This window comes from Kutzneria sp. NPDC051319 (assembly GCF_040682195.1).
Taxonomy (GTDB): Bacteria; Actinomycetota; Actinomycetes; order Mycobacteriales; family Pseudonocardiaceae; genus Kutzneria.
On the sequence record NZ_JBFBAM010000100.1, the window covers coordinates 1 to 26,295 of the forward strand.

19 protein-coding genes are annotated in these 26,295 nt (G+C 71.0%); 5 read left to right on the forward strand and 14 right to left on the reverse strand.

Translation table 11 applies throughout. From position 1 onward, the window contains the following. Positions 1 to 94: 94 nt before the first annotated feature. From AB0M73_RS45695 to AB0M73_RS45720, 6 genes are all read right to left on the reverse strand, one after another. Positions 95 to 1,630, reverse strand: a complete 1,536-nt coding sequence (locus AB0M73_RS45695; protein ID WP_363905814.1) for an AMP-binding protein — start codon at positions 1,628 to 1,630, stop codon at positions 95 to 97. A 13-nt stretch (positions 1,631 to 1,643) separates the two neighbouring features. Then, positions 1,644 to 2,456, reverse strand: coding sequence for a Sir2 family NAD-dependent protein deacetylase (locus tag AB0M73_RS45700; protein WP_363905816.1), 813 nt, complete (start codon positions 2,454 to 2,456; stop codon positions 1,644 to 1,646). A 10-nt stretch (positions 2,457 to 2,466) separates the two neighbouring features. Further along, entirely contained in the window at positions 2,467 to 3,093 is a 627-nt protein-coding gene (locus tag AB0M73_RS45705) for an ATP-binding cassette domain-containing protein (RefSeq protein WP_363905818.1), read from the reverse strand. Then, positions 3,093 to 3,749 carry an ATP-binding cassette domain-containing protein gene (locus AB0M73_RS45710; RefSeq protein ID WP_363905819.1) on the reverse strand — a complete coding sequence of 219 codons (657 nt, stop codon included), beginning with the start codon at positions 3,747 to 3,749 and terminating at the stop codon, positions 3,093 to 3,095. The genes AB0M73_RS45705 and AB0M73_RS45710 overlap by 1 nt, the downstream gene beginning before the upstream one ends. Next, on the reverse strand, positions 3,742 to 6,252 hold the full coding sequence (locus AB0M73_RS45715; protein ID WP_363905821.1) for a hypothetical protein: 2,511 nt from the start codon (positions 6,250 to 6,252) through the stop codon (positions 3,742 to 3,744). The genes AB0M73_RS45710 and AB0M73_RS45715 overlap by 8 nt, the downstream gene beginning before the upstream one ends. A 185-nt stretch (positions 6,253 to 6,437) precedes the next feature. Continuing rightward, positions 6,438 to 6,785 carry a hypothetical protein gene (locus tag AB0M73_RS45720; RefSeq protein WP_363905823.1) on the reverse strand — a complete coding sequence of 116 codons (348 nt, stop codon included), beginning with the start codon at positions 6,783 to 6,785 and terminating at the stop codon, positions 6,438 to 6,440. A gap of 154 nt (positions 6,786 to 6,939) precedes the next feature. Here AB0M73_RS45720 and AB0M73_RS45725 point away from each other — a divergent pair, with 154 nt between their 5' ends. Continuing rightward, complete coding sequence (locus AB0M73_RS45725) at positions 6,940 to 7,446, forward strand: DinB family protein (protein ID WP_363905824.1); 507 nt, start codon at positions 6,940 to 6,942, stop codon at positions 7,444 to 7,446. Here the strand turns inward: AB0M73_RS45725 and AB0M73_RS45730 are convergent. Beyond that, positions 7,443 to 8,120, reverse strand: a complete 678-nt coding sequence (locus AB0M73_RS45730) for a Crp/Fnr family transcriptional regulator (RefSeq protein WP_363905826.1) — start codon at positions 8,118 to 8,120, stop codon at positions 7,443 to 7,445. The genes AB0M73_RS45725 and AB0M73_RS45730 overlap by 4 nt on opposite strands. A 49-nt stretch (positions 8,121 to 8,169) precedes the next feature. On the opposite strand from AB0M73_RS45730, the gene AB0M73_RS45735 reads away from it, so the two are divergent. After that, positions 8,170 to 9,228, forward strand: coding sequence for a hypothetical protein (locus AB0M73_RS45735; RefSeq protein WP_363905828.1), 1,059 nt, complete (start codon positions 8,170 to 8,172; stop codon positions 9,226 to 9,228). On the opposite strand, the gene AB0M73_RS45740 is transcribed toward AB0M73_RS45735, so the two are convergent. The 7 genes from AB0M73_RS45740 to AB0M73_RS45770 all read right to left on the reverse strand — a co-directional run bounded on the left by AB0M73_RS45740 (position 9,229) and on the right by AB0M73_RS45770 (position 20,141). Further along, positions 9,229 to 10,431 (reverse strand): glycoside hydrolase family 18 protein, encoded by a 1,203-nt coding sequence (locus AB0M73_RS45740; protein WP_363905830.1) that lies wholly within the window; start codon positions 10,429 to 10,431, stop codon positions 9,229 to 9,231. It abuts the gene before it with no gap. Between the two features lie 82 nt (positions 10,432 to 10,513). Further along, on the reverse strand, positions 10,514 to 11,692 hold the full coding sequence (locus tag AB0M73_RS45745; RefSeq protein WP_363905832.1) for an SLC13 family permease: 1,179 nt from the start codon (positions 11,690 to 11,692) through the stop codon (positions 10,514 to 10,516). Positions 11,693 to 11,718: 26 nt separating this feature from the next. After that, positions 11,719 to 15,774, reverse strand: coding sequence for an SAV_2336 N-terminal domain-related protein (locus AB0M73_RS45750; RefSeq protein ID WP_363905834.1), 4,056 nt, complete (start codon positions 15,772 to 15,774; stop codon positions 11,719 to 11,721). Then, a complete protein-coding gene (locus tag AB0M73_RS45755) occupies positions 15,771 to 16,817 on the reverse strand; it encodes a MoxR family ATPase (protein WP_363905836.1) in 1,047 nt (348 codons plus the stop codon). The genes AB0M73_RS45750 and AB0M73_RS45755 overlap by 4 nt, the downstream gene beginning before the upstream one ends. Next, positions 16,814 to 18,313, reverse strand: a complete 1,500-nt coding sequence (locus AB0M73_RS45760) for a hypothetical protein (RefSeq protein ID WP_363905838.1) — start codon at positions 18,311 to 18,313, stop codon at positions 16,814 to 16,816. The genes AB0M73_RS45755 and AB0M73_RS45760 overlap by 4 nt, the downstream gene beginning before the upstream one ends. A 494-nt stretch (positions 18,314 to 18,807) precedes the next feature. Continuing rightward, on the reverse strand, positions 18,808 to 19,452 hold the full coding sequence (locus AB0M73_RS45765) for a hypothetical protein (protein WP_363905840.1): 645 nt from the start codon (positions 19,450 to 19,452) through the stop codon (positions 18,808 to 18,810). Continuing rightward, complete coding sequence (locus AB0M73_RS45770; protein WP_363905842.1) at positions 19,449 to 20,141, reverse strand: ABC transporter ATP-binding protein; 693 nt, start codon at positions 20,139 to 20,141, stop codon at positions 19,449 to 19,451. The genes AB0M73_RS45765 and AB0M73_RS45770 overlap by 4 nt, the downstream gene beginning before the upstream one ends. 195 nt (positions 20,142 to 20,336) lie before the next feature. On the opposite strand from AB0M73_RS45770, the gene acnA reads away from it, so the two are divergent. The 3 genes from acnA (at position 20,337) to AB0M73_RS45785 (ending at position 26,102) form a co-directional block, all read left to right on the forward strand. Continuing rightward, positions 20,337 to 23,093: an aconitate hydratase AcnA gene (acnA, locus tag AB0M73_RS45775; RefSeq protein ID WP_363905844.1), complete on the forward strand. Its 2,757-nt coding sequence runs from the start codon at positions 20,337 to 20,339 to the stop codon at positions 23,091 to 23,093. 326 nt (positions 23,094 to 23,419) lie between these two features. Further along, positions 23,420 to 23,722, forward strand: coding sequence for a helix-turn-helix transcriptional regulator (locus AB0M73_RS45780; RefSeq protein ID WP_363905846.1), 303 nt, complete (start codon positions 23,420 to 23,422; stop codon positions 23,720 to 23,722). A gap of 280 nt (positions 23,723 to 24,002) precedes the next feature. Next, complete coding sequence (locus tag AB0M73_RS45785; protein WP_363905848.1) at positions 24,003 to 26,102, forward strand: alpha-galactosidase; 2,100 nt, start codon at positions 24,003 to 24,005, stop codon at positions 26,100 to 26,102. Positions 26,103 to 26,295 lie beyond the last annotated feature (193 nt).

A 26,295-nucleotide genomic window follows, 5' to 3' on the forward strand; every position in this document is an offset into this window, starting at 1 on the left:
CGAGGCATCACAGTCACGTCGGCGTCCCGGACGGACGCCGGCCTATTTTCCCGCATCAACAGCGGCCGTCACAGGCCCCCGTTACTCGCGGGGGTCAGTTGACCTGGCGGGTGTGGGCGGACCAGTAGGGGGCGCGGAGTTTGTACTTCTGGATCTTGCCGGTGGCGGTGCGGGGGATGGAGTCGCGGAACTCCACCGAGGTGGGGGCCTTGTAGCCGGCCAGACGCTGCTTGCAGTGGGCGATCAGGTCGGCCTCGTCGACGACTGAGCCATCGGCCAGGACGACGAGGGCCTTGATGGTCTCGCCCCACTTCTCGGAGGGCACGCCGATGACGGCGACCTCGGCGACGGCGGGGTGGCTGAACAGGCAGTCCTCGACCTCGATGGACGACACGTTCTCGCCGCCGGTGATGATGACGTCCTTGCGGCGGTCGGAGATGACGACGTTGCCCTCGTCGTCGATGGAGCCGCCGTCGCCGGTGTGGAACCAGCCGTCCTCCAGGGCGTCGGCGGTGGCCTCGGGGTTCTGCCAGTAGCCGGCCAGCACGACGTTGGACCGGGCCAGCACCTCGCCGCTGTCGGAGATGGCGATCCGCGCGCCGAGGGCGGGGCCGCCGGCCCGGGAGAGCTTGGCGGCGCGCTCCAGCGGCGGGAGATCCAGGTCCTGCGGCCGGGTCCGGTTGAACGTGAGCAGCGGGGAGGTCTCGGTCAGGCCGTAGATCTGGAGGAACTCCCAGCCCAGTTCGTCCTGCACCCGGGCGATGGTCCGGGTCGGCGGCGGGGCGCCGGCGCAGACGATGCGCACCTTGTCCCGGCCGGGGATCTCGCCGGTCCAGGTCTGGGCGGCGTCCAGCACGGCGTTCCACACGGCCGGAGCGCCGCACATCAGGGTCACGCCGTGGTCCTCGACCCGGCGCAGGATCTCGGCCCCGTCGACCTTGCGCAGCACGATGTGCCGGGCGCCGACGCCGGTCAGCCCGTACGGCATGCCCCAGCCGTTGCAGTGGAACATCGGCAGGGTGTGCATGTACACGTCGCGTTCCCACGCCCGCGTGTGCATCGCGAAGGTGACGGCGTTGGTCCAGATGTTCCGGTGCGTGAGCTGGACACCCTTGGGCCGCGCGGTGGTGCCGGAGGTGTAGTTGATCGTGGCGGTGGCGTCCTCGTCCGGCTCTGACCACGGCCGGGGCTCGACGTCGGCCAGCATCAGCTGCTCGGTCTCCGCGCCGAGCACGAACCGGTGCGGCGCGGTCACCGCCTTGAGCGAGGAGTCCAGCTCGGGATCGACCAGCAGCACGGACGCGCCGCTGTGCTCGGCGATGTAGCCGATCTCGGCGGCGCTGAGCCGGAAGTTGACCGGCACGCAGACCCGTCCGCTGGCCGGCACGGCGAGCAGGAGTTCCATCAGCCGCGCGGAGTTGTGGCTGACGACGGCGACCCGCTCGCCCTCGCCGATGCCCAGCCGGTCCAGGCCGGCCTGCCAGGCGCGGACCCGCCCGGCCAGCTCGCGGTAGGTGGTGGTGGCGACCGGATCGGCCGGCTGGGCCGGCTCGTCCACGATCGCGACGCTGTCGGCGAGGACCGTCGCTGCACGGTCCAGGAAGTCACTGACGGTGAGTGGGACCCGCATCACAGCAGCCTAGCTACCAAGTGGCCGGATCGCCCCACGTCGACAGGCGCCCCTGGGGCTCGATCGTTTCAGCGGCCACGAGCGCGGGCAGCGACTCGGTCAGCGGCTCCCGCACCACCGCCGCCGCGATGTCGTCGTACGGGGTGGGCTCGGCGGTGCAGATCAGCACCTGCGCGCCGGCCTTGGCCGCCAGCCCGACCAGCCCGGCCGCCGGATGCACGGTGAGCGAGGTGCCGGCGGCGAGGAACAGGTCGCAGTCCAGCGCCGCCCGCTGGGCTCGCCTCAGCACGTCCTGGTCGAGTTCCTGCCCGAACGAGATCGTCGCCGACTTGATGATCCCGCCGCACACCACGCACGGCGGATCGGCCTCGCCGGCGGCGACCCGGGCCAGGGCCTCGCTCATCGGGCGACGGTCGCCACAGCTCAGGCACTCCGTCTCGGTCAGCGACCCGTGCAGCTCCACGACCAGTTCCGGGCCGGAGCCGGCCCGCTGGTGCAGGCCGTCGATGTTCTGCGTCAGCAACGCCCGCAGCCGCCCCGAGTGCTCCAGGTCGACCAGCGCCCGGTGCGCCGCGTTGGGTTCGGCGGTCCAGGCCGGGTGCACCGCCCGGCTGCGCCAGGCCTGTTGGCGCACCTCGGGATCGGCCAGGTAGTCCGGCAGCGAGGACAGCCGCTGCGCCTCGGGATCCTTTGTCCACACGCCGTTCGGCCCGCGGAAGTCGGGAATGCCGGACGCCGTGGACACCCCGGCCCCGGTGAGCACGGTGATGCGCCGGGCCCCGCCGATGATCCGCATCGCCTCCCGCATGCCTTCCTGGCCCTGCATACATTCCTGATTACGGCACAAGACGGCCCTTGTCCAGCCGGAGCTTGCGGTCGGCCACCGCGTGCACGCGGGGATCATGGGTCGCCGCGATCACCGCCGTGCCACGATCGGCCACCCGGCGCAGCACCGTCAGCACGACCTCGGCGCTGGCGTGGTCGACGTGCGCGGTGGGCTCGTCGGCCAGCAGCACGTCCGGCTGCCCGACGATCGCCCGGGCCAGCGCCGCCCGCTGCTGCTGGCCGTAGGACACCTCGTTCGGGTACCGGTCGGCGAGCTCGCCGATGCCGAGCTCGGTCAGCACGTCGACGCTGCGTGCCCGCGCGTCGGGCGATCCGGTCAGCAGCAACGGCAACGCCGTGTTCTCCGCGAGGGTGAGCTCGCCGGCCAGCCCGAGGGCCTGCGGCAACACGGCACACCGCTGCCAGCTCGGCGCGCCATCCATCACCACGTCGCGGATCAGCACACTGCCGACGTCCGGCCGGTCGAAACCGCACAAGATGGACAGCAACGCGCTCTTGCCGGAGCCGGAAGGCCCGCCGATCGTGACGAACTCCCCCGGCGCCACCGCGAGGTCCACCCCGCGCAGCACCTCGACCTGCCGGAAGGACCGGCCGATCCCGTTGGCCACCAACGCCATCACGCCACCCGCCCAGATCTCATGCGCACGACACGGTCGGCCAGTTCGATCACCCGGTCGTCGTGGGAGGCGACGGCGACCGGAACTCCCCGGTCCACCAACACCTTCAGCGATTCCAGCACCAGTCCGGCCGAGGTGTCGTCCAGCTGCGACGTGGGCTCGTCGGCGAGCACGACCTTCGGATCACGGGCCAGCGCACAGCACAGCGCCAACCGCTGTTGCTGCCCGCCGGACAGCGCCGGCACCCGGTAGTCGCCCATGCCGTCCAGGCCGACGACACCCAGTAGGTCGAGATCGGGGGTCTGGCCGGCGCTCTGCGCGGCGGCGATCACGTTCTGCGCGGCCGTGAGCTCCGGCAGCAGGTTTTCCAGCGGGCTCTGGAACATCAGCGCGATGGTCTGGCGTCGCAAAGCGCGGAGTTGCCGGTGCGAGCGCGTGCTCACCGTCTCACCGCTCAGTTCCACCACGCCCCGGGTCGGCCGCTCCACGAGGGCCAGCACCCGCAGCAGCGTCGACTTGCCGGAGCCAGACGGCCCGGCGAACACCGTGATGCCCTGGTCGGGCACCGCGACCGTGACGCCGTCGATGGCCGTCACGGCGCCGGCCGGCGTCGGATAGTCGACGCCAACCCCTTGCGCGGCAAGGACGTCAGCCACGGATCAGCTCCCCGACTCGGGCGGTGCGCACCCCGCGCACCGCGATCCACCCGGCCACGGCCACCACCGCCAGCCCGATCGCCACCGCGACCAGCACGAACATCACCGAGTCCGGCAGCACCGACAGCGGCCGCAGCCAGGGCGCGGGATCCAAGCGTGGCAAGGAGAACGCGGCGACGACGAGCCCGACCGTCACGCCGGCCGCCAACACCGACGCGGCCACCGCGCCGAACTCCAGCAGGTGGCTGACGACCAATGTCTTGGGCCGCAACCCCATCCGGGTCGCCAGCGCACCCGACAACGCCGTCTGCTTGCGCCGCGCGCCGACCGCCAGCAGCAGCGAGGCCGCCGCGATCACCGCCAGCAGGGCGCCGACCGAGGCGATGTAGCCGAACGTCCAGGCCACGGTGTAGAAGGGCAGAGCGTCCAGGGCCATGTCGGTCGTCTGGTACCTGATGTGATCGATGTGCGCGGCGGCCAGTTGGTTGAGCACGGTCGTCGAGTCCTGGCTGGACCACAGGAAGAACGAGTTGACCTCCGACGCGGTGGTGTTGTCCGACCGCGCTGTCACGTAGCCGATGTCGTACGGCATACCGGGAAACACCGGCAGCTGCCCGATGGTGTGCAGCGGCGTGAACCCGGGGATGCTGATCGACGAGCCGATCTTGGCCCCGCCCACCGCGATCGCCGCGCCATGGCCCAGTTGACTCACCAGGTCCAGCATCTCGGTGCGGCGGCCGGGGTCGATCCACGCGCCGTTGGCGAAGGTCGCCGGATCGACCGCGACCATGTTGCTGATGCCCCGGTCGACCACGCCGACCACGGTGCCGTGCGCGGCCACCGCGGCCGGCAGCGGTTGTTTGCTCTGCCCGAACGACGTGGAGATCTGCACCGACGTCGTCGCGCCGATCTTGTTGCCGGACTTGCTGGCCAAGGCGTTCTGCTCGGCGTGATTGACGCTGCTGCCGACGGCAAGCGTGCCGACCGCCAAAACCCCCACCAGCACCACACCCGTCGCCGCGGTGCTGGCCGCCGCCAGCCGGCGCACGGCCAGCTGCACCGACGGCAGGGACCACACGTTCATCCGGTGCGACCACACCAGCAGCAACCGGCCCAGCCGCGCGGCGACGCCGGCGATCACCACGACCACCAACACCGGGAACGCCAGCGCGAAGGCGTCCAGCGGCGGTGTGGCGCCGCCGGTCGAGGGCACCGACCGGGTCAGGCTCAGGCCCGAGAACACCGCCGCGACCGCGACCGGCAACTCGAACGGGATCAGCCGCAGCACACGGGGAATCCGCCGGCGGCGGGGCGCCTGGAACATGCGGTGGGTCCGCAGGGCGGCCGTCCCCGTCAGCACCGCGGCGGCGCAGAGGACAACGCCGAGCACGACCAGCACCGCCCACGTCGTCGTGCCGGCGTCCAGCTCGGCAACCGGGGCGTACCAAGGCAGTGCGAACCGGGCGACGACCAGGCCGACGACCGCGCCGACCACCAGCGGGCCGACCAGTTCGAGCAATGCCTTGGCTCCCAAGGCCAACGGGGAGCTGCCCCGCGCCCACAGCAGCCGCAGCACGGCCTGCCGGCGTTGGCACCACTGCGCCGCCATCGCGCCGACGCCGACCAGACCGACCAGCAGGCTGATCGCCGTCAGCGGAAGCACGAACGCGATGACGTTGTTCTGCGCCTTCGCCGCCTCGGCCAGCGGGGCCACGAACGACTGCCGCACCGGGGCGTATGCGGTGAGGCCGTCGGCGGCGAACTTCTTGCGCAGGGCGTCGGCCAGCCGGTCGCTGCGGGCGGCCAGTTCCCGGGCCTCCGACAGCGTGTTCGGCGTGGCCACCGGGAAGCGCACCGAGACGTTCAGCCGCTCGCCCAACCGCGCGACGTCGGCGAGCGACGGCAGGAACGCCGTCGTGGCGCTCCCGCCATCGCCGGCCAGCGGGTTGGCCACGACCGAGGTCACCTCGGAGCACCAGAACGGCGCGACCGGCTCGGCCAGGTCCTGGTAGATCGCCGTCACCGGCGGGATCGCGCTGCCCAGGGAGCCCAGCCCGAGATGGCCGTCGTGCGCGGGGGTCCGCGCCAGCCATGTGCCGGTGGTCGCGCCGCCCTGGATCGCGTGCAGATTGGGGATCGCGTCGTCGCGGTAGCCGACCCGCAGGTACGGCGTCTGCTGGTCGCCGACGGCGAGACGGGTCGGCTGGGTGTACGCGCCGAACAGCGTCTGCGGGAAACCCTGCTGTCGTGCCACTTCCCTGGCGTCCTGGGCGATTCGCGCCACCTGGTCGGGCGGCGCCGCCAGCCCGTTGACCGACGCCGCCAGCGACTGCGGGCAGGTGCGCCCGACCTGGTAACTCAGCGCGGCGTTGCCGGTGCTCACCGCACACAACACGGCCGACGCGGCGACGAAGGCCAGGAGCAGACCGGTCACCGTCGCCACCACGACGGAACTGCCGCTGCTCAGGCCGGTGCGAGCGGAAGTCCGCCACGGCAGCTGCATTGGCGGAGATTAACCTCGCGGCGGGTGTTCATGTCGAGCTTTCGCCGAAAAGGAATGAACCGTGGCGCTGCCTGCCCCTGCCAGGCAGCGCCACGGCTCATCTTCGGCGCACCCGCCCCGCACCCCGACGGCGGGACGGGCGGTCCTCCCCCCTGCGCCTTGCTCACCCCCGGTCCACGGCCCCCTCAGACCGCGATCTTGTCCCGCTCGTCCCGCCGGCGCTGGCGCTGCTCGATCGGGTAGAAGTCGTCGAGGAACCGGGTGTTGTCCCTGGTCAGGCGGACGCGCTCGGACAGCTCGTCGTCGCCGACCTGCTGGCGGCTGGCCGCGCGGACCTCCTGCCAGCCGTAGATCGCGGCCAGCACGCCCGCGGCCATCACGGCGGCCAGAGCCACGGCGACCACGCCGCCGACGTGGAGCTGGGTCAGCAGGACCACCATGGCCCAGAGCTGCACCGCCGTGAAGAAGACGGTCAGGACGACTCGGGCGAAGACTCGGTTGTACGGCCGGCGCTCCTCGTTCTGCTTGTTCATCGCTGGTCCCCTCCTCTACCTGCCCGATCAGGCAGATACCACCTTTGTAGACCGGTGGCCGACCGAGTTCTGCGTCACATGACACACAGCGGAACTTCCACCGGGAAATTTCGCCGTGCACTTGCATGGCGGACACCTGTGGTTCGCTGTCTCGGTGACATCCGAACGCATCGGCCCACCCCTGCGCGGCGACGAACGCGAGACGCTGCGGGCCTTCCTCGACTTCCACCGCGCCACGCTGGCCCTCAAGTGCGAGGGTCTGACCGACGAGCAGCTGCGCCGCCAGGCCAGTCCACCGTCCACACTGTCGCTGCTGGGCCTCGTGCGGCACATGACCGAGGTAGAGCGGACCTGGTTCCGCATCGTGATCAACGGCGAGGCCATCGGCCTCGTGCACTCCGACTCGATGGACTACCAGGTCGCCTACGACGCCACCGGCGCCACTCGGGACGAGGCCTTCGCCGCCTGGGAGGCGGAGGTCGCGGAATCGCGGCGTATCGAGGAGAAGGCGGAATCCCTGGACGTGACGGCCTACAACGCGCGGTGGGAAGAGGATGTGTCACTGCGGCTGGTGATGCACCACATGATTCACGAGTACGCCCGGCACAACGGGCACGCCGACCTGCTGCGGGAGGCCGTGGACGGGGCCACCGGGGTCTAGCGCACCAGTTCGCGCAGGCGCTCCATCCGGTGAATCACGAAATGCCCCCGACCGGTGGTGATGACCCCTTCCTCACGCAGCTCACGCAGCACCCGGGCCATCGATTCCCGTGACGTCGAGGCCGTTTCCGCCAATTCCTGCTGGGTGAACGGCGAGGCGATGTGCACGCCGTCGGCCGCCAGCTTGCCCAGCCGGTTGGCCAGATCCAGCAACAGCGTCACGACCCGCTGCATGGTGCTGCCGCCGCCGTACTCGGCGCGCTGCTGGTCGGTCTCGCGCAGCCGCCGCGCGATGACCTCCAGCAGCGACCAGGCGATCTTGGGGTGCGCGTCACACAGGCCCTCCAGGCGCACGGCCGGCAGCAACAGCACATCGACGGCGTCGATCGCGGTCATCGTCGCCGACCGCGGCCGGCCGTCGATGGCCGACAGCTCGCCGAGCACCTCCCCCGGCCCGCACACGGCCAGCATCACGCCGTGCCCGGCCGCCGCCCCCGCGATGACCTTGATGTGGCCGCTCAGGACCACGTACACCTGCTTGGTCTGCTCCCCCTGCCCGACGATCACCTCGCCGGCCGCGAACCGGCTGCGCGTGGCCGCCGCGGCGAACGCGGCCTGCTCGGCCGATGACAGCCGCCCCCAGAACGTGCCGGCCGGACCGGTCAGCGCGATCACCTCCCCTATGGTGTTCGGCAAGAGTAGTTGCTGGGAGGGCACCACACGGATGTCAGAGCGTCAGCCTTCGGTGTACCGGGCGATCCTGGTGGTCGATGTGGAGAGCTTCAGCGGTGGCCACCGCAGTGAGGACCACCGCCGGGTGGTGCGCGCCGGTGTGCGGGAGATGTTGACCGCCACGCTCGGCGCCCTCGGGCACGACTACGAGGCGGGGTACCACAACGACACCGGCGACGGCATGGTCGTCTTCCTGGCGCCCGAGGTGCCGGAGAGCCGCTTGGTCCGGCAGCTGCCGCAGGAGCTGGAGATGTTGCTGCGCGAGCACAACAGCCGCTACGCCGACGGCGCGCAGATCCGCCTGCGGGTGGCGCTGCACCACGGGCAGGTGTTCTTCGACGAGACGGGCGCGTCGGCGGCGTCGGTGATCCACGCCTGCCGGCTGGTGGACAGCCATCCGGTGCGGGACGCGTTGAAGCGAGGCGAGGCCCCGCTGTCGTTGATCGTGTCGGACGACTTCTACCGCGAGGTCGTGCGCGGCGAGCCGGCCGCCGCCCCGAGCAGCTACGCCGAGGTGCAGGTCAGCGCCAAGGAGACGGACTGCATGGGCTGGCTGCGCGGCGGCGTGACCCAGGCCGTGGTGCCCAAGCCGGAGCGGCTGCCGCTGGTGCTGGAGGCCGAAGAGGGCGTGGTGCAGGTGGTGGCCGGCGGTGAGCGGCTCGTCGGTCAGCTCGTGCACGCCATCCGGCAGTCGCCGTCGCTGCTGGCCGCTACCCGGACCCGCTGGCCGCAGCACCGCATGCGCAGCGCCCCCGACGAGGCGCTGCACGAGCTGGCGGAGGCGTTCCTGCGGGTGCCGGCGATGGTGGACGACATGGCGCGGCGCGACGTCGTCGAGGAGCTGCCGATGCAGATCCGCGTGTCGATCCCGCGCAGCCCGCGCGCCCGCACGGACGTTCGCGCGATCGTCCGCACGTGCGTCACCCGCAACGGCGGCCTGGCCGCGCTGCTGACCGCCGTGCAGCGCATCGAGGGCGACGACAGTCTCGACGTCGACGCGCTGCACGGCGACGTGATCAACGTCCTGGCGTCACTGCTGGACCAGGACTGATCACCAAGGCCTGGCCATGGCGTTGAGCATGCTGTGCTGGGCGTCATCCTCGGCGATCTCCCACGTGAACGCGCCGCGCAGACCTGCCTTGCGGGCGAAGTCGGAGCGGATGCCGATCGAGCGCGGGTTCTCGTAGCTGACGAAGACCTGCTGGCTCGGGTTGTACAGCCACGGCGACTGGGCGTTGGCGTCCCAGTGCTGTTCCCAGGCCGAGTCGGTCAGCAGCTTCGACTTGATGTCGGACCAGCTGCCCGGGTCGAAGCCGGTGTCCCACGGCTGGAACAGGCCGTGGTTCGGGCCGGCCTGCGTCACGTGGAAACCGCGGCCGTAGTACGGCACGCCCAGCACCATGCGGTCGGCCGGCACCCCGTGCTGCTCGTAGTACCGCACCGCGCCGGTCACGTTGTTCCAGCGTTTCATGGGCTGGCCCAGCGGATCCGACGGCACCTGAGCCATCGGCGCGTTGAACGTGGACACCGGCGAGAAGCCCGTGCCCATGTCGTAGGTCATCAGGTTGATCCAGTCCAGGACCTTGGCGATCCTGCCGAGCTCGAAGCTGGCCGCCGGGTCGTACGGGTCGCCGTACTTGCCCGTGCCCGTCTGCAGCCGTCCCGCCGGCAGCGCCGCCGTGAGCAGCTTGTGGCCGCCGCCCAGGGCGTCGAGCTGGCGGCGGAACTCCTTGGCCAGCAACGTCGCGTTGGCCTTGTCCTGGGGCCGGGCCGTGATCTCCGCCGGGCCGCCCGAGACCGGGAACTCCCAGTCGATGTCGACGCCGTCGAAGGTGCCGGGGTAGGTCGTGAAGAAGGTGGTGAGGCAGGAGCTGACGACCTTCTTGCGGGAGGCGTCGGTCAACGCGGCGTCGGAGAAGCCGCCCGCGCCCCAGCCGCCGATGGAGATCGACACCCGCAGGTTCGGGCGCGCGGCCTTGAGCTGCTTCAACGCCGCGAAGTCGGCGGCGTTGCCGGCGTCCGGCGCGGCGCAGACCCCGTTCGAGATGCCGCCGAACGCGTAGAAGACATTCGTGACGGCGGCCGGGATCTGCGACACCGGGAAGGCATCGTGCTCCCAAGCGGTGAAGTACGCGCCGACGACGTGGTTGGACGGGCCATGGCTCGCGGTGGTCGCCGAGGCGCCGGCGGCGGTGACCGTCCCGGCGACGGTCAGCGCGGCGACCCCGATGGCTAGTGCACGCAGGGGAGACATGCCGGCCACTCTGTAGTGAATCGATCACGCCGAGCAAGGGGCCGGTGCGGTTCGGACCCGAAATTCGCCTGATCAGCCGGTGTCAGCTGGTCAGCACCAGGGCGGCGGTGGCGGCGGCGAGGCAGGCGAGTGCGGTGACCAGGCCGGTGCGCAGGAAGCGAGGCCAGGCCACCTTCACGCCGGCCGAGCGGCAGCGCTCGTACCAGAGCAAGGTGGCCAGCGAGGCCCACGGCGTGACGATGGGGCCGACGTTGGTGCCGATCAGCAGGCCGAGCAGCTGGTCATGGTTGGCGACGGGAACGACGGCCTCGCCGGCGGTGTAGGCGGGCAGGTTGTTGAGCACATTGGACAGCCCGGCCCCGGTGCCGGCGGCGCGGAAGATGCCGGCGGGGCCGTTGTCGCCGCCCATGACGGCGTGCATGATGCCGGCCAGGCCGAGGTCGCTGATGGTCTGCACGACGAAGAACAAGCCCGTGACGAACACCAACAGCCGCCACGGCAGCAGGCTCCAGCGCAGGGAACCCCGCTTGCGGAAGGCGAAGGCGATGACCACGACGCCGGCGCAGACCGGCGACACGATGGCCAGTTCGAGGCCGGCGACGACGCCGGCGATGAAGATCACGCAGGCGACGGCGCAGATGCCGAACAGGACGGGATCGGCCGGTTTGGGGGCGACGGGCGGCTCATAGCGGTCCATGCCGCGTCGGCCCCGGCGCCAGTAGAAGATCCACAGGCAGACGGCGGTCGCGGCCACGGAGGCCAGCTCGGGCAACACCATGCGCTGCGCGAAGGCGGGGGCGCTGAGCGCGACCCGGTTCATGGCCAACAGGTTCGTCAGGTTGGACACCGGCAGCAGCAGGCTCGCGGTGTTGGCCAGCCACACGGTGGTCATGGCCAGCGGAGCGCCCGGAATCGCCAGCCTCGCCGCCACGGCCAGCATGACCGGCGTGAGCAGCACGGCCGTGGTGTCCAGGTTGAGCGTGGCGGTGGTGATCGCCGCGAACAGCACGCACAGCAGGAAAAGCAGCACGAAGTTGCCGCGGGCCAGGATGGTCAGCCGGATGGCGATGGTGTCGAACACCCCGGCCTCGGCGGTCAGCTCGGCCAGCACGATCACCGCGCCGAGGAACACCAGGATCGGCCCGATCCGGACCATCGTGGCCTGGGCCTGCGCCAGCGGCAGCAGCCCCGTCGCCAGGAACACCAGGCCGACCGCGAGCAGCCCGATGGCCACCCAGTCGAGCGCGTCCAGCCTCCGCACCGAAGTTTCCTTTTCTCTCACCATGTTCATGACCGGGCCCGCATCCGGCTCTGCGGATCCCACAGCAGGAAGTCACCGTCGTCGCTGGCGCTGGCGATCAGCGGCTGCCCGTCCACCCGCACACGGGTCAGCGCGCGCACGGTGCCGCCATGGGCCTGGTACTCGCCGACGAGTTCGCCGGTGCGCACGTCCCAGAACTGGATCAGGCCGCCGAAGCCGCCGCTGGCCAGCAGCCGCCGGTCGCCGACCCGTGCCGGCCCGAGCGCGCCGACGTACCCGAGTCCGCTGTCCATCACCAACCGTGCCTGGTCGCCGGGATCGCCGACCGCGATGGTGCCGTCCTGACAGCCGGCGGCCAGCCGGCCGTCGACGACGGTCAGCGTGACCACGCCGGCCAGGCCGTCGTCGAAGGTGCCCAGCAGCTCGCACGACGCCGGATCCCACAGCAGCACCCGGCCGTCGCTGTCCGCGCTGGCCAGCAACGGCCCGCGAGTCCCGTCGACCGCGGCCAGCGACACCACCTCGGCCGCCGGCCCGCGCAGCACCTGCGACTCCTCGGCCCGGTCCAGCGGCCATAGCCGGATGGTGCCGTCGGCGCTGCCGCTGGCCATGAAGCGCTCGCCGTTGACCAGCAGCGGCGTCACCGTCCACACCTCGCCGGTGTGCTCGGCCCGGGTGGACAGGTGCTCGCCGGTGTCGGCGTCCCAGATCCGCACCGTGCCGTCCGACGACCCGGTCGCGAGCAGCACTCGCCCCGGCCCGGGCACCGAGGCCAGCGCCCGGATCGTGCTGCGGTGCCCGCGCAGGGTCCGCTCCTCGGAGAAGCCGGACAGCTCGTGCAGGTGCACGGACCCGTCCAGGGCCCCGCTGGCCAGCAGGGTCCGGTCCGGCAGCAGCACGGACGTCAGCGCCCACACCGCGCTGGACCGCACGGACTGGAGCTCGTCGGTCTGGTACGTGACCGGGTCGGCGAGCCGGATCGTGCCGTCCACGCCGCCGCTGGCCAACTGCACCCGGCCGTCGACCTCGACCGCGGCCAGCGCCCACACCTCCCCGGTGTGGTGGCTGAACCGGTGCTCGACGCCGTCCCGGGCCGTGCGCGGGTTCCACAGCCGCACCGTGCTGTCGGCGCTGCCGCTGGCAAGCAGGTCGCCGTGCGGGGTCGACACCACCGCCAGCGTGCGGATGGTGCTGACGTGCCCGACGAACGAGTTGACCAGGGCGCCGGTGCGCGGGTGCCACAGATGGATCATGCCGTCCGCGCCGCCGCTGGCCAGCAGCGACTCGCCCTCGACCGTGATGGTGGTCAGCGCCCACACCGTGCTGCGGTGGGCCTGGATGGTGCGCAGCACCGTGCTGGTCTCCGGGTCCCACAGCCGGATGGTGCCGTCGGCGCCGCCGCTGGCCAGCAGCTCGCGGCCGCCGACCTCGACCGGCGCCAGCGCCCACACCCGGCCGCCGCGACGCACCAGGGTGCGCAGCCGCTGACCGCTCTCCGGGTCCCAGAGCTGGATCATCGACCCGGATCCCGTGCCGGCCAGGCACATCCGGCCGCCGACGCGGACCGTGGCCAGCGCCCACACCTCGCCTTCGAGGAACCGGCTCTCCCGGCGCAGCGCGCCGGAGTCCAGGTCCCAGGTGCGGACGATGCCGTCCACGCCGCCGCTGGCGATCAGGTCGTGATCGCCGTCGGCCCCGGGCACGGCGGCCAGCACCCGGACCGGGCCGGTGTGGCCCTCCAGGTTGAGCACGGTCTGGCCGGTGGCCACGTCGATCAGCCGCACCGCGCCGTCCGCGCCCCCGCGGGCCAGCAGCGACCGGCCGCCCGAGCGGATCTCGGTCAGCACCCACACCGGCCCCTGGCTGTCCGGCTCGCCGACGTGCGAGTCGTCGCCCGGGAACGGCGGCGGCGGGAAGCGGAGCACCTCCGGCGGCGTGGTGCGCACCGGACGGGCGGCCACGCGGCCGAGGCAGTCCACGATGGCGTTGAGCGCCGTGCGGGCGTCCTTGCCCTCGAAGGTGACCCCGTCGATCCGGTCCACCATCTCGGCCATCAGCAGCCCGGCGTGCACGGTCACCGCCAGCACCCGGCCCCGGCTGTCGGGGCTGTCGATCAGCGCCTGCAGCCACGCCTCCCCGGCGTAGGGCAGCGCGACCGTGCTCGCGGAGATCACGGTGATGACGTACCGGCCGTTCTCCAGCGCCTCCGCCGCGAGCCGGCGCAGACCGTCCGGGGTGGAGGCCTCGGACAGCGGCCTGATCACGACGGCGTAGCCGAGGCGGTCCAGCTCCCAGCGCAGCCATTCCGCCCAGGCGAAATCCCGGGGGTGGTAGCTGAGGCAGATCTGCGTCGCCATCCGCTCCGTGCGTTCGGTTTCCTCGGTCACCACCTCCCCATCGGGAATCTGCGCTGTTGTCTCCGAACCGTCCAATGTGGTCAGTTCCACCACGGACGGCGACGACTCGTCCTCGGTCGCCGGAGCCAGTCGGCTCCAGCGCTTGGCCGCCTGCGAATAGGGCGGCCCCAACGCTTCCAGCACCGTCTTGAGCACCTGGGCGAACGCGATGCTGTCGGTGGACAGCCGCGGGCCGTCGTGGCCGAACGGATCGGCCAGCATGGCCGCGAAGTCCAGCGGCTGCCCCATCCGGCTGCCGACGAACCGCGACACCTCGCCGAAGACCCGCACGGCCTCGTCCCGGCGCAGTGTGCCCAGCAGCGTTTCCCTGACTCCCTTGCGGAAGTCGTACTGCACCTGGTCGGGATCCTCGTGGGCCCGCTCGTCCCCGACCCGGTGCAGCAGTTGTCCCAGGAACACCTCGGCCAGGTGCGCCGGCCCGGATTCCGGCAGCATCGTGGCCTGCACCAACCTCATCACCGGCAGACTCAGCGGAGCTGTCGCCAAGTACGCGGCAAGTCGGAAGGCCGTGGGAGACGCCGTGGCCCGGAAGGCCTGCACGAGATCGAGCGGGCCGTCCGGCGGGGTGTCGACCATCCACTCCGGACGGGCCCCGACCTCTCCCCCTGCCAGTACTACCACACCGTCGACCCAGCCGCGGTTCTCTCCGGCCAGCAACGAGGCCCATCGGCCTATCCACCTGGGATCGAGCTCCATGATGGGCACCGGAATCCCCGTCATGGGCGGTGCACCGAAACCCTGATTTCGTTGCACGAACTCAAAACGCCGGAACGGCAGCCCCGACTCGAAGGCCCGCAGCCGGACCGGCACCGGCACCACGGCGGTGCGATGCCACAGCCGCTGCGGCAGCGGCTGCACGATCGCCACCGACCCCGACTTCGACCACAGGGCCAACAACCGTGACATGGCGCCGGAAAGCCAGGCCTCGCCGACGCAGTCGCTCAGCATGAGCACAAGCCGACGACCGCTCGGATCGATGAGCTCACGGGCACTGCGGCTCGGCGAGCCCGGCCGCTGGAGCCGCGGATCGTCGGCACGGCTGTCCATCTCCCACACGCGCACGTCCCGGAACGCCCCCATGCGCTCCAACAACACCCGCAGCTCCGCCGCCGCGCGCCGCCAGATGCGCATGGACGGCCCGGAGTCGACGACCAGCGCGACCTCCAGCCACCGCGTCATCTCCGGCTGGAACTCCGGCAGCCACAGCCCCGTGTCCGCGATGTGGTCGGCCGTGTCCTGCTCGTTGACGACAAGGCGGTGCGGATCGGGCACGCGCCGCTTCAACGGCCGCAGCGCCCGCGACAGCCGCAGCGTGTCCGGCAGCGCCGGCGCCGCGGGGCTCAGCAGCGTCAGGGCGCTCATGCCGTCGCCGTGGCCGCCGCGCCCCGGCAGGTGCATGGACGCGGACGACGCCGGCACCTCCGTGGCCCCGGGCGACGGCCGTGAACCCAAGCGCCGCTTGGGTTCGGTCGCGCCGCCGGGCGACGCCTGCTCCTCCGGCTCCACGGGCGGCGGCAGCGGCTCCCGCTCCGGCAGCGGCTCGCCAGGGCGCGCGGGACGGCCGTCGCCGAGGAAGCCGGCCAGCCAGACGGCGTCGGCCAGCTCCTCGCCGGTGACCTCCACCCCGGCCGCCGCCAGCGCGTCGACGAGCCGTTCGAGCCTCATTGGCCCGGCTGGCTGAGCGGCCGCAACAAGGCGTCGAGCAGCCGGGCCCGGGTCTCCTCGGGCGGTCGGCCGCCGGAGGCGGCCAGGTAGATGGCGTTGAGCAGCTGGTCGTTGGCCAGGTCGCCGCCGCGGCGGTCCTCCAGGAAGCGGTCGATCACGTCCTCGCTGGCGGTCACCGCCTCCGGGCCCAGGTGCGCGGCCACGATGTCGGTGAGCTGCTGGCGGTTGGGCGTGCGAATGTCCACGCGCAGGCAGCGGCGCAGGAACGCCGGCGGGAAGTCACGTTCGCCGTTGCTGGTCAGCACCACGACGGGGAAGGCGTTGCAGCGCACGCGGCCGCGCTGGATCGGCACGCGGTCGGTGCCGTCGGCGATCATCACCTCGACCGTGGCCTGGTCGTCCGGCAGGCGGGTGAGCTCCGGGATCTCGAACTCGCCCTCCTCGAACACGTTGAGCAGGTCGTTGGGCAGGTCGACGTCGCTCTTGTCGATCTCGTCGATGAGCAGCACCCGGGGGCGCTCCTGCGGCAGCAGGGCGGTGCCCAGCTTGCCCAGACGGATGTAGCGGCCGATGCTCGGCGGCGCGGCGGGCTCCCCGCTTCCCGTGCGCAGCAACGGACGCGCGCTGCCCTGGCGCAGGCCCGCGTCCTGCAACCGGCCCACGGCGTCGTAGCGGTAGAGGCCGTTCTCCAGCGTGGAACGGCTGGTGATGGGCCAGCGCAGCACGGGACCCAGCTTCAGCTCATGGGCGATGCTGTAGGCCAGCGTGGACTTTCCGGTGCCGGGCTTGCCGGTGACCAGCAGGGGCCGGCGCAGGTACAGCGCCGCGTTGACGATCTCCGTGACCTCGTTGTCGGCCCGGTAGGTGGTGGCCCGCTCCTGCTCGCCCAGCTTGCGCCCGCCGGAGCCGTCCGTGCCCAGCCGCGGCTCAACCAGGGGCAGGCCGCCGAACTCACGCCACCGCGGCGGCGGCGGGAGGCGGTCGATGCCGTCGTGCGGCTCGCCCGCGCCCCGGTAGATCAGCCAGTCCTCGTCCCCGGTCATGGTGGGGATCCTCCCGTTGAGCTCGGCGCGGACAGCCCGAAACGCGGCTCGGGCAGGCGGGACGGGTCGTCCCAGAGCAGGCTGAGGTGGTTGCCGCAGTGGTCTTCGAGGGCGCTGGGGGCGTCGGCTTCCTTGCGGGCGCGCAGCGCGTTGTCCGGCAGGCCGGGCAGTTGCCCCTTGGTGAGCATGTCGGTCAGCTGGAGGTGACCGCCTTCGCCATGGTGCTCACGGCACCACAGCGCCACCGGTGTGCCGGCCCACACCGCCGCGCCCAGCACCGAGTCGACGGCCTGGTGCTCCGGTGGCGGCGGGCCGTGCCACGCGACCGCCACGGGTTGCTCCCCGGCCAGTTCGCGGTACAGCCGCTGCGGGTCACGCCCGTCCTCGTCACCGAGCCACCGCACGGCCGACTCCGGGTGCAGTCCGCTGTGCTCCTGCAGCCACCGCCACTTCGCCTGCCACTGCTTGCGCAGCGGCAGCGACGTGGTGCGCAGGCGGTCGAGGCTGCGCACGACCACCGGGTAGTACACGCCGAGGCGCCCGCCGAACGGGCTGCCGTGCGTGATGAGCCACGTGTCCACGTCGGCGACCAGCAGCCGGTGCGGCAGGATGAACTCCACCATCGGCTCCACGGCGTGCGTGGCCAGCAGGCTGGTGCAGTCCTGGAGCGCGCGGTCGATGACGCCGCGGATCTCCTCCAGCGTGTATGACCGGTCGTCACGCGCCAGCGTCTGGCTGTCGGTGTCCAGCCACAGCCACACCGACACCTGGAACCGGTTGTGGTCGAGGCCGTCCTCCTCGATCTGCACCAGCACCGAGGCGCGGCCGATCCGCTTGGTGACGTACAGGGTCGCGTTCTCCGCCGCCACGACCACCAGCTGCTGGGGCAGTCCACAGCGGCGCGCCACATCGGCGTTCCAGCGGCGCAACGCCTGCGCGCTCGGCCCGCGACCGTCCACAAAGGCCGCGAGGAACTCGACGAAGTTCAGCAGCGGGGGCAGCTGTCCGGGCGGGGTCATCATGTTGACGAGTTCGTCGGCCACGCCGAGCAGGTCGTCCGGCGCCGACTCCAGCGGCGGCGCGAGCGGCCCCGCGGCCGCCCGGTACACGCTGTGCGCGTCGACCTCGGACGTCAGCGGCGACAGCAGCTTGCGCAGGTCCGCGCGCTCGGCCGGCAGCAGGATCTCCAGCGGGATGTGCCCGGCGACCAGGTCCGCCGCCTCGTCGACGAGGTAGTGCCCGGCCAGGAACAGGCGCAGCGCGTCCACCAGCTTGCGCAGGCCGCCGTAGTGCCGCTGGCACTCCTCGACCAGGGCGATCGTGTACATCCGGTCGCTGAGCTGGGTCGGCATGTCGAAGCCGGGGCCGAGGCGGTTGCGCAGCTCGCTGGCGATCAGGCCGCGGGTGCTCGTGTCCTGGAGCTCGTCGACGTCGAGCAGCAGCGCCACCAGCCGGTTGCGCACGGTTTCCGGCAGCTGCGGTCGCCCAGCAGACACCACGCGCCTCCCCCGTTGCTCGCGATCTTCGCCGGGCCATCGTAGGTCGCCGCCGGTCCTCCGGCCCCGTCGCGGGCAAGGCTAACCGCGGTTACGGCGTTCGTCTGCGTCAAATGGCACGCATACCCGCACCCGCTGGGCACATCGGGTGACAGAACACCGAGGGGGTATCCGGGCCACGCTACGTTGCCTCTTCGTAGCGGAGAGCAGCCCCCCGCCCGTGAGCCGGCGTGCGGGCCACCTGGTGAAGGGGAAGCGGTGGCCCGCACGCCAACCAGCTCACCCGCGCTGCTGCACGGGTCGTCGTGGGTACGGGATCGGCAAGTCCGGCGCCGGCATGTCGGGCCATGGCTCGTGCTTCGACCTGCTCATGGGTCGCCTCCCTCGTGGACGGCGATGTGCTCCTGACAAGGTTGTCGGCGCGTCAACGGGCGACCTTGCGCCGTTCGACGCGAAGGGAGCAGTCCAATCACCGTATTGGCCCAAACGGACCACTAGAAGCGACGTCGTCCCACGCGGTAGGCCACGACGACGCACGCCGCGCCGACCACGGCGGCGATCACCACCTGCACGGCGACGCTCACCAGCGGCACGGGGCCGTTGTCGAACAGCAGGTGCGCCATGGCGCCGACGGGCGGCAGGCGGTTGGCCGCCGCGAGCAACACCAGCGACACGGCCACGACCGCCACCAGCGACCAGCCCGTGGTCGGGATAAGGGGCCTCGCACACAGCACACCGAGCCCGATCCCCGTCACAGCGCTGATCACGTGCGCCGTGAAACCGAGGGCCACGTCGGACAGCGCGTACGGGTGGTGGTGGATCACCGCGGGCACGAGCGTCGCCAACAACACCAGCGCGCCGTTGAGAACGAACGCCGCCCCGACGAGACCGCCGAGCAGCCGACGCCATCCGCCCACGGCGGCCAGGGTGACGTGTCGCTGCACCGGATCCTCGTTGTTGACCAGCACCACGGTCACCCACGCCGCCAACGGGAACAGCACCATCGCCGACACGCCGTACGGCGGCAGGGGCGTGCCGGGGTCGCCGCCGTAGAGGACGCCGGTCATGGCCAGGTACACGAACACCGGAGGCAGCCACCGCTGCGACTTGAACAGGTCGGCCAGCAGGTAGCGGATCACGGCATCCTCCGCACCGATTGCACGCCGGGCAGCTTCGCCATCTGGTCGGCGGCCTCCGATGTGCACGTCACGACGACCTCGACCAGCCCTACATCCTCCACGGGCCGCAGCTGGCCCTCGGTCATCCGGTACACAGTCGCCCCGGGCAGCTTCGCCGCCGCGCCCGTGTGATCCGTGACGAGCACCGTCGCGCCGGCGTCGGCGGCCTCACGCACGAGGTCGCTGAGGATTGCTCGGGCGGCGATGTCGAGCCCGGCCCACGGCTCGTCCAGCACGAGGAATCCGCCGACGGGGCCGAACGTCTGGGTGAGGCCGACCTTCTGCGCGTTGCCCTTGGACAGCTCCGACATCGGCTGGTCCAGGTCGCCGGCGAAGCCGAGGCGGTCCAGCAGCTCGACCCGCGTGGGCAGCCGCCGGATGCGTGCGAAGTGCCGTAGGTAGGCGCGGGCCGACAGCCGCAGCTGGTCGGGGAAGCGCTCTGGCAGGTACGACACCGACACCGGCCGTCCACGCACGGCGCCTCTGGTCGGCACCGTGATGCCGGCCGCGATGCGCAGCAGCGTGGACTTGCCGCAGCCGTTCTCGCCGAGCACCGCCGTCACCGAGCCCGGGGCCAGGGCGGTGTCGATCCCGGTCAGCACCATCGGCCCCCGGCCGTAGCGCTTCCACACCCCGTCGACAGTGATCACGGACACCCCTCCCGGCGCCAGATCGTGACATACGGGGTGAGAGATTCACGTGAGCAAGACCCCACTTGAAGGCCAATACAGGACAAGCGTACTGTTAAAGCCGAGCAGGGTCCGGCGGCGCACCCCACCAAGGTGCGCGACACTCGGTCCCTACGTTCCCGAACTGACCAGCGCCGTCGCACGATGGAGTTTGACGTGACTGCACCTGCGAGCAAGGACAGCTTCGGCGCCCGTGGCACGCTCACTGTCGGAGACGCCTCCTACGAGGTCTTCCGACTGAGCGCGGTCGACGGCGCCGAGCGCCTGCCGTACAGCCTCAAGATCCTGCTGGAGAACCTGCTGCGCACCGAGGACGGTGCGAACATCACGGCCGACCACGTCCGTGCGCTGGCGAGCTGGGACCCGAGCGCGGATCCCGACACCGAGATCCAGTTCACCCCGGCCCGGGTGATCATGCAGGACTTCACCGGCGTGCCCTGCGTGGTGGACCTCGCCACCATGCGCGAGGCCGTCACCCAGCTGGGCGGCGACCCGGCCAAGGTGAACCCGCTGGCGCCGGCCGAGCTGGTCATCGACCACTCGGTCATCGCCGACATCTTCGGCCGCCCCGACGCCTTCGAGCGCAACGTGGACCTGGAGTACGAGCGCAACCGCGAGCGCTACCAGTTCCTGCGCTGGGGCCAGAGCGCCTTCGACGAGTTCAAGGTCGTGCCGCCCGGCACCGGCATCGTGCACCAGGTCAACATCGAGCACCTGGCCCGCGTGGTGATGGTCCGCAACGGCATCGCCTACCCGGACACCGTGGTCGGCACCGACAGCCACACCACCATGGTCAACGGCATCGGCGTGCTGGGCTGGGGCGTCGGCGGCATCGAGGCCGAGGCCGCCATGCTGGGCCAGCCGGTCTCCATGCTCATCCCGCGCGTCGTCGGCTTCAAGCTGCACGGCGAGCTGCCCGCCGGCGCCACCGCCACCGACCTCGTGCTGACCATCACCGAGATGCTGCGCAAGCACGGCGTGGTCGGCAAGTTCGTCGAGTTCTACGGCTCGGGCGTGTCCGCGGTGCCGCTGGCCAACCGCGCCACCATCGGCAACATGAGCCCCGAGTTCGGCTCCACCTGCGCCATCTTCCCGATCGACGGCGAGACGGTGGACTACCTCAAGCTCACCGGCCGCTCGGCCGAGCAGGTGGCGCTGGTCGAGGCGTACGCCAAGGAGCAGGGCCTCTGGCACGACGACGAGGCCGAGGCGGTCTACTCCGAGAACCTGGAGCTGGACCTGTCCACGGTCGTGCCGTCGATCGCCGGCCCGAAGCGCCCGCAGGACCGCATCGCGCTGACCGACGCCAAGCGGCGCTTCCAGCAGGACGTGCGCAACTACGTCAAGGCCGACGACAACGTGGACGAGGAGCTGGAGGAGTCGTTCCCGGCCAGCGACGCCCCGGCGCACAATGCGGCCGCCAACGGCGCCCGCCCGCACAAGGTCGTGTCCGTGACGCTGGAGGACGGCACCGAGACCACGCTCGACCACGGTCACGTGGGCATCGCGGCCATCACCTCCTGCACCAACACGTCCAACCCGTCGGTGATGATCGGGGCGGCGCTGCTGGCGAAGAACGCCGTCGAGCGCGGCCTGTCCCGCAAGCCGTGGGTGAAGACGACCCTGGCGCCGGGCTCCAAGGTCGTCATGGACTACTACGAGAAGGCCGGCCTGACCCCGTACCTGGACAAGCTGGGCTTCAACCTGGTCGGCTACGGCTGCACCACCTGCATCGGCAACTCCGGCCCGCTGCCGGAGGAGATCTCCGCCGCGGTGCAGGACAACGACCTGGCGATCGTCTCGGTGCTGTCGGGCAACCGGAACTTCGAGGGCCGGATCAACCCCGACGTCAAGATGAACTACCTGGCCAGCCCGCCGCTGGTGGTCGCGTACGCGCTCGCCGGCACCATGGACCTGGACCTGAGCAACGACCCGATCGGCGTGGACAACGAGGGCAAGGACGTCTACCTCGCCGACATCTGGCCGTCGCCGCAGGACGTGCAGGAGGTCATCGCGACCGCGGTCACCGCCGAGATGTTCACCAAGGACTACGCCGACGTGTTCGCGGGCGACGAGCGGTGGCAGTCGCTGCCCACGCCGACCGGCAACACGTTCGACTGGGCCGGCGACTCCACCTACGTGCGCAAGCCCCCGTACTTCGACGGCATGGCGCTGGAGACCACGCCGGTCACCGACATCTCCGGCGCCCGCGTGCTGGCGCTGCTGGGCGACTCGGTCACCACCGACCACATCTCGCCCGCCGGCTCCATCAAGGCCGACTCCCCGGCCGGCAAGTACCTGTCGGAGCACGGCGTCGAGCGCCGGGACTTCAACTCCTACGGGTCCCGCCGCGGCAACCACGAGGTGATGATCCGGGGCACCTTCGCCAACATCCGGCTGCGCAACCTGCTGCTGAACGGCGTCGAGGGCGGCTTCACCCGCAACTTCTTGGCCGACGGTGAGCAGAGCACCATCTTCGACGCGTCGGCCGCCTACATCGAGGCCGGGGTGCCGCTGGTGATCCTGGCCGGCAAGGAGTACGGCTCGGGTTCCTCGCGCGACTGGGCGGCCAAGGGCACCAGCCTGCTGGGCGTGCGCGCGGTCATCACCGAGTCGTTCGAGCGCATCCACCGCTCCAACCTGATCGGCATGGGCGTGCTGCCGCTCCAGTTCCCGGCCGGCGAGAACGCCGCGTCGCTGGGCCTGGACGGCACGGAGACCTTCGACTTCACCGGCGTCACCGAGCTGAACAACGGCTCGACGCCGTCGACGGTCAAGGTCACCGCGACCAAGACCGACGGCAGCAAGGTCGAGTTCGACGCCGTGGTGCGCATCGACACCCCAGGCGAGGCCGACTACTACCGCAACGGCGGCATCATGCAGTACGTGCTGCGCAAGATGGTCAACAGCTGACCTGACCGACGCGAACGGGCCGTTGCCGGGATTCTCCCGGCGGCGGCCCGTTTTCGTGCGCGGACAACCCATCATCCCGGCGGCGGTCGAATGCGCGTGCGGGCGGGCGTGCACCGCCTCCGAGGGGCCCGATCTACTCCATTCCGGGTATTGCGCGTGAGTTCCGTTCAGCCGGTGCCGGCAACACCGGTAAAACTCTTCGACAAACCGTGCACGGACCGTAGCTATGGCGGGCACCCGCCGATAGGATCCGAAACGATCCCTGGGCGGTGAGCATGTGACGCGCGTGGATCCACTATTCCGGCGCATGCAGCAGGGAGTGGAACGTGATCGGCGGCACTGGAATGCGGGCGCAACTGTCCATCGGCGAGTTGATAATCCATCTGCGGGGGCAGCACGGGCTGACCCAGTACGAGTTGGCCGATCAGCTGGCGGGGGTGTCCGGCAACGACGCGGTGACCAGGGAGGAAGTGTCGCGGTGGGAGCGCGGCAAGCGCATCCCGGGGCCGTACTGGCGCAACTGGCTCAGCGAGGTGCTCGGCTGCCCGTCGGAGCGTTGGGAGACCGCGGCGCTGGCCGCCCGGAAGTCCCGGCGGATCCCGGTGCAGCGGCGGCAGAACGCGGTCTGAGTCGCCCCGGCCGGGCCGGGCTTCGTCGGGCCCGCCATCTCGACGACACCGGTCGGCCGTGGATTCAATTGACACAACGGTCAACTTCTCACGTTCTGAAGCGGTAACACGGATAAAACCGCTGATTCACATTGTCGAACCAAACGGCGTCTTGACCATGGCGTGCGCGTATGACAACGTGACGTCGTCTCCGCCGCCCCGGACCCTGTGAGGGTGGGCGTTGTCCTTCAGACGGTTGACACATTCACTTTTGTGCGCGGCTCTGCTCTGCGCACTCCCCATGCCGGCTCAGGCCGCTCCGAACCAGACCGCGTCGGGCGGCCTGGCTCCGAGGCAGGCCAACGGCGTGGCGTCGGCGCCGCAGCTGGGCTGGAGCAGCTGGAGCTTCGTGCGGAGCAATCCGACCGAGGCCAACATCGAGGCGCAGGCGCGGGCCATGCACGACAGCGGCCTGGTCGCGCACGGCTACACCTACCTCAACATCGACGACTTCTACTACCTCAACCCGGCGACCACGGTGGACTCCGGCGGCCGCTGGGCCATCGACCCGGCCCGCTTCCCGCACGGCATGGCGGCGGTCGCCAACTATGTGCACAGCCAGGGCGAGAAGTTCGGCATGTACCTGACGCCCGGCATCCCGGTCGCCGCGTACCAGCAGAACACGCCCATCGAGGGCACCACGTGGCACGCCCGTGACATCGTCTCCGACACCAGCCGCTACGAGACGAACTACAACTACGGCAACGGCTCGATGTACTACATCGATTACAGCAAGAACCCGGCCGCTGCCCAGGCGTGGCTGAACTCCTGGGCCGATCAGCTGGCGTCGTGGGGCGTGGACTACATCAAGCTGGACGGGGTCGGCGACTGGGACATCCCGGACGTGCAGCACTGGTCGCAGGCGCTCAACCAGGCCGGGCGGCCGATCCACTTCGAGCTGTCCAACTCGCTGGCGCTGTCGGACGCCGCCACCTGGAAGCAGTACGCCAACGGCTGGCGGATCGAGGGCGACGTCGAGTGCTACTGCAGCACCCTGACCAACTGGAACAACGTGGCCCAGCGCTTCGGCGACCTGCCGAACTGGACGGACTGGGCCAGCGCGGGCGGCTGGAACGACCCGGACTCGCTGGAGATCGGCGGCAGCAACACCGGGCTCACCGCTGACGAGCGACGCACCGCCATGACGCTGTGGGCCGTCACCGCCTCCCCCATCACGCTGGGCACCGACTTGACGGCGCTGACCGCGGACGACCTGTCGCTGCTGACCAACGACGAGGTGCTGGCCGTTGACCAGCGCGGCAACGCGGCCCGGCCGGTGGACCGGCTGACCCAGACGCAGACCTGGGCCACCGGCAACGCCGACGGCAGTTACACCGTGGCGCTGTTCAACCTCACCGGCGGCACCGCGACCGTGACCGCCCGCTGGAGCGACCTCGGCTTCGGCGGCACGGCCTCGGTGCGTGACCTGTGGACGCACACCGACCTCGGCACCGCCACCGACACGTTCAGCGCCTCCCTGGCGCCGCACGCGTCACGACTGCTGCGGGTCGTGCCGGCCGCCGGCTTCCACTACACCGGCATGTACTACACAGTGGCCAACGCCAACGGGGCTCTCGACGTGACGTCGTCGGCCGACGGCTCTGCCGTGGTGCAGCGCCCGGCCAACGGGGCCGCGACGCAGCAGTGGCAGACCGTGTCGACCGGGGCCGGCACCGTGAAGCTGGTCAACCGCAGCACCGGCCGTCTGCTCACCGTGCCCAACTCCACACCCGGGGCCACGCTCGTGCAGTCCCATGACACGGGCTCCGCCGCCCAGTGGCGGGTGGCTACCGGCGGCGCGATCACCAGCGCTTCCAACGGTCTTGTCGCCGGGGCGGGCGTCAGCTCCGTCGTGCAGACCGTCGGCACCGGCTCCGCCGACCAGCAGTGGCACCTCACGCCGGTGGTCGACGCCGGGACCCGCTACAAGCTGGTCAACCTCAACAGCGGCGGCCGCGTGGACGTCGACAACGACTCCACCGCCGACGGGGCCAATGTCCTCCAGTGGGAGGACAACGAGCGGTCCGACCAGCTCTGGACCCTGAACGCCGTCGGCAACGGCCTGTACACCATCGTGAACGCCAACAGCGGCAAGCTGCTCAACGTGCCCGGCGCTTCCACCACCCAGGGCACCCAGCTGATCCAGTACCACGACGACGGCAACGCCAACTCCCGCTGGCGGCTCGTCGACGCCGGCCCCAACCGCCTCGGCATCGTCAGCGCCTCCAGCGGCCTCAACCTGGACGCCTACAACAACTCCCTGTCCGACGGCGCGGCCATCATCCAGTGGTCCGCCAACCCCGGCGCCAACCAGAAGTGGACCCTCGTGCCGGTCTCCTGACCCCGGCGAGTCACGCTCTCGGGCAGTGCGAATGTAGGTTTCGGGCAGATCTGGGCCTCGGGTCTCGGTTCTGCCCGAAACCGTATTTCGGTGTGCCGGAGAGCGTGACTGACCCGAAAATAGTGGTGAGTCGACCATGTCCAGGGCATGGCTGTTCCCTCAGACCACCGCCGAGCCGCCGGCAGCCTGAGCA

Bases quoted from the DNA above. Each gene is read 5' to 3' on its own strand.
- AB0M73_RS45695 (WP_363905814.1), bottom strand. From the start codon at position 1,630: ATGCGGGTCCCACTCACCGTCAGTGACTTCCTGGACCGTGCAGCGACG.
- AB0M73_RS45700 (WP_363905816.1), bottom strand. From the start codon at position 2,456: ATGCAGGGCCAGGAAGGCATGCGGGAGGCGATGCGGATCATCGGCGGG.
- AB0M73_RS45705 (WP_363905818.1), bottom strand. From the start codon at position 3,093: ATGGCGTTGGTGGCCAACGGGATCGGCCGGTCCTTCCGGCAGGTCGAG.
- AB0M73_RS45715 (WP_363905821.1), bottom strand. From the start codon at position 6,252: ATGCAGCTGCCGTGGCGGACTTCCGCTCGCACCGGCCTGAGCAGCGGC.
- AB0M73_RS45720 (WP_363905823.1), bottom strand. From the start codon at position 6,785: ATGAACAAGCAGAACGAGGAGCGCCGGCCGTACAACCGAGTCTTCGCC.
- AB0M73_RS45735 (WP_363905828.1), top strand. From the start codon at position 8,170: ATGTCAGAGCGTCAGCCTTCGGTGTACCGGGCGATCCTGGTGGTCGAT.
- AB0M73_RS45740 (WP_363905830.1), bottom strand. From the start codon at position 10,431: ATGTCTCCCCTGCGTGCACTAGCCATCGGGGTCGCCGCGCTGACCGTC.
- AB0M73_RS45750 (WP_363905834.1), bottom strand. From the start codon at position 15,774: ATGAGGCTCGAACGGCTCGTCGACGCGCTGGCGGCGGCCGGGGTGGAG.
- AB0M73_RS45755 (WP_363905836.1), bottom strand. From the start codon at position 16,817: ATGACCGGGGACGAGGACTGGCTGATCTACCGGGGCGCGGGCGAGCCG.
- AB0M73_RS45785 (WP_363905848.1), top strand. From the start codon at position 24,003: ATGCCGGCTCAGGCCGCTCCGAACCAGACCGCGTCGGGCGGCCTGGCT.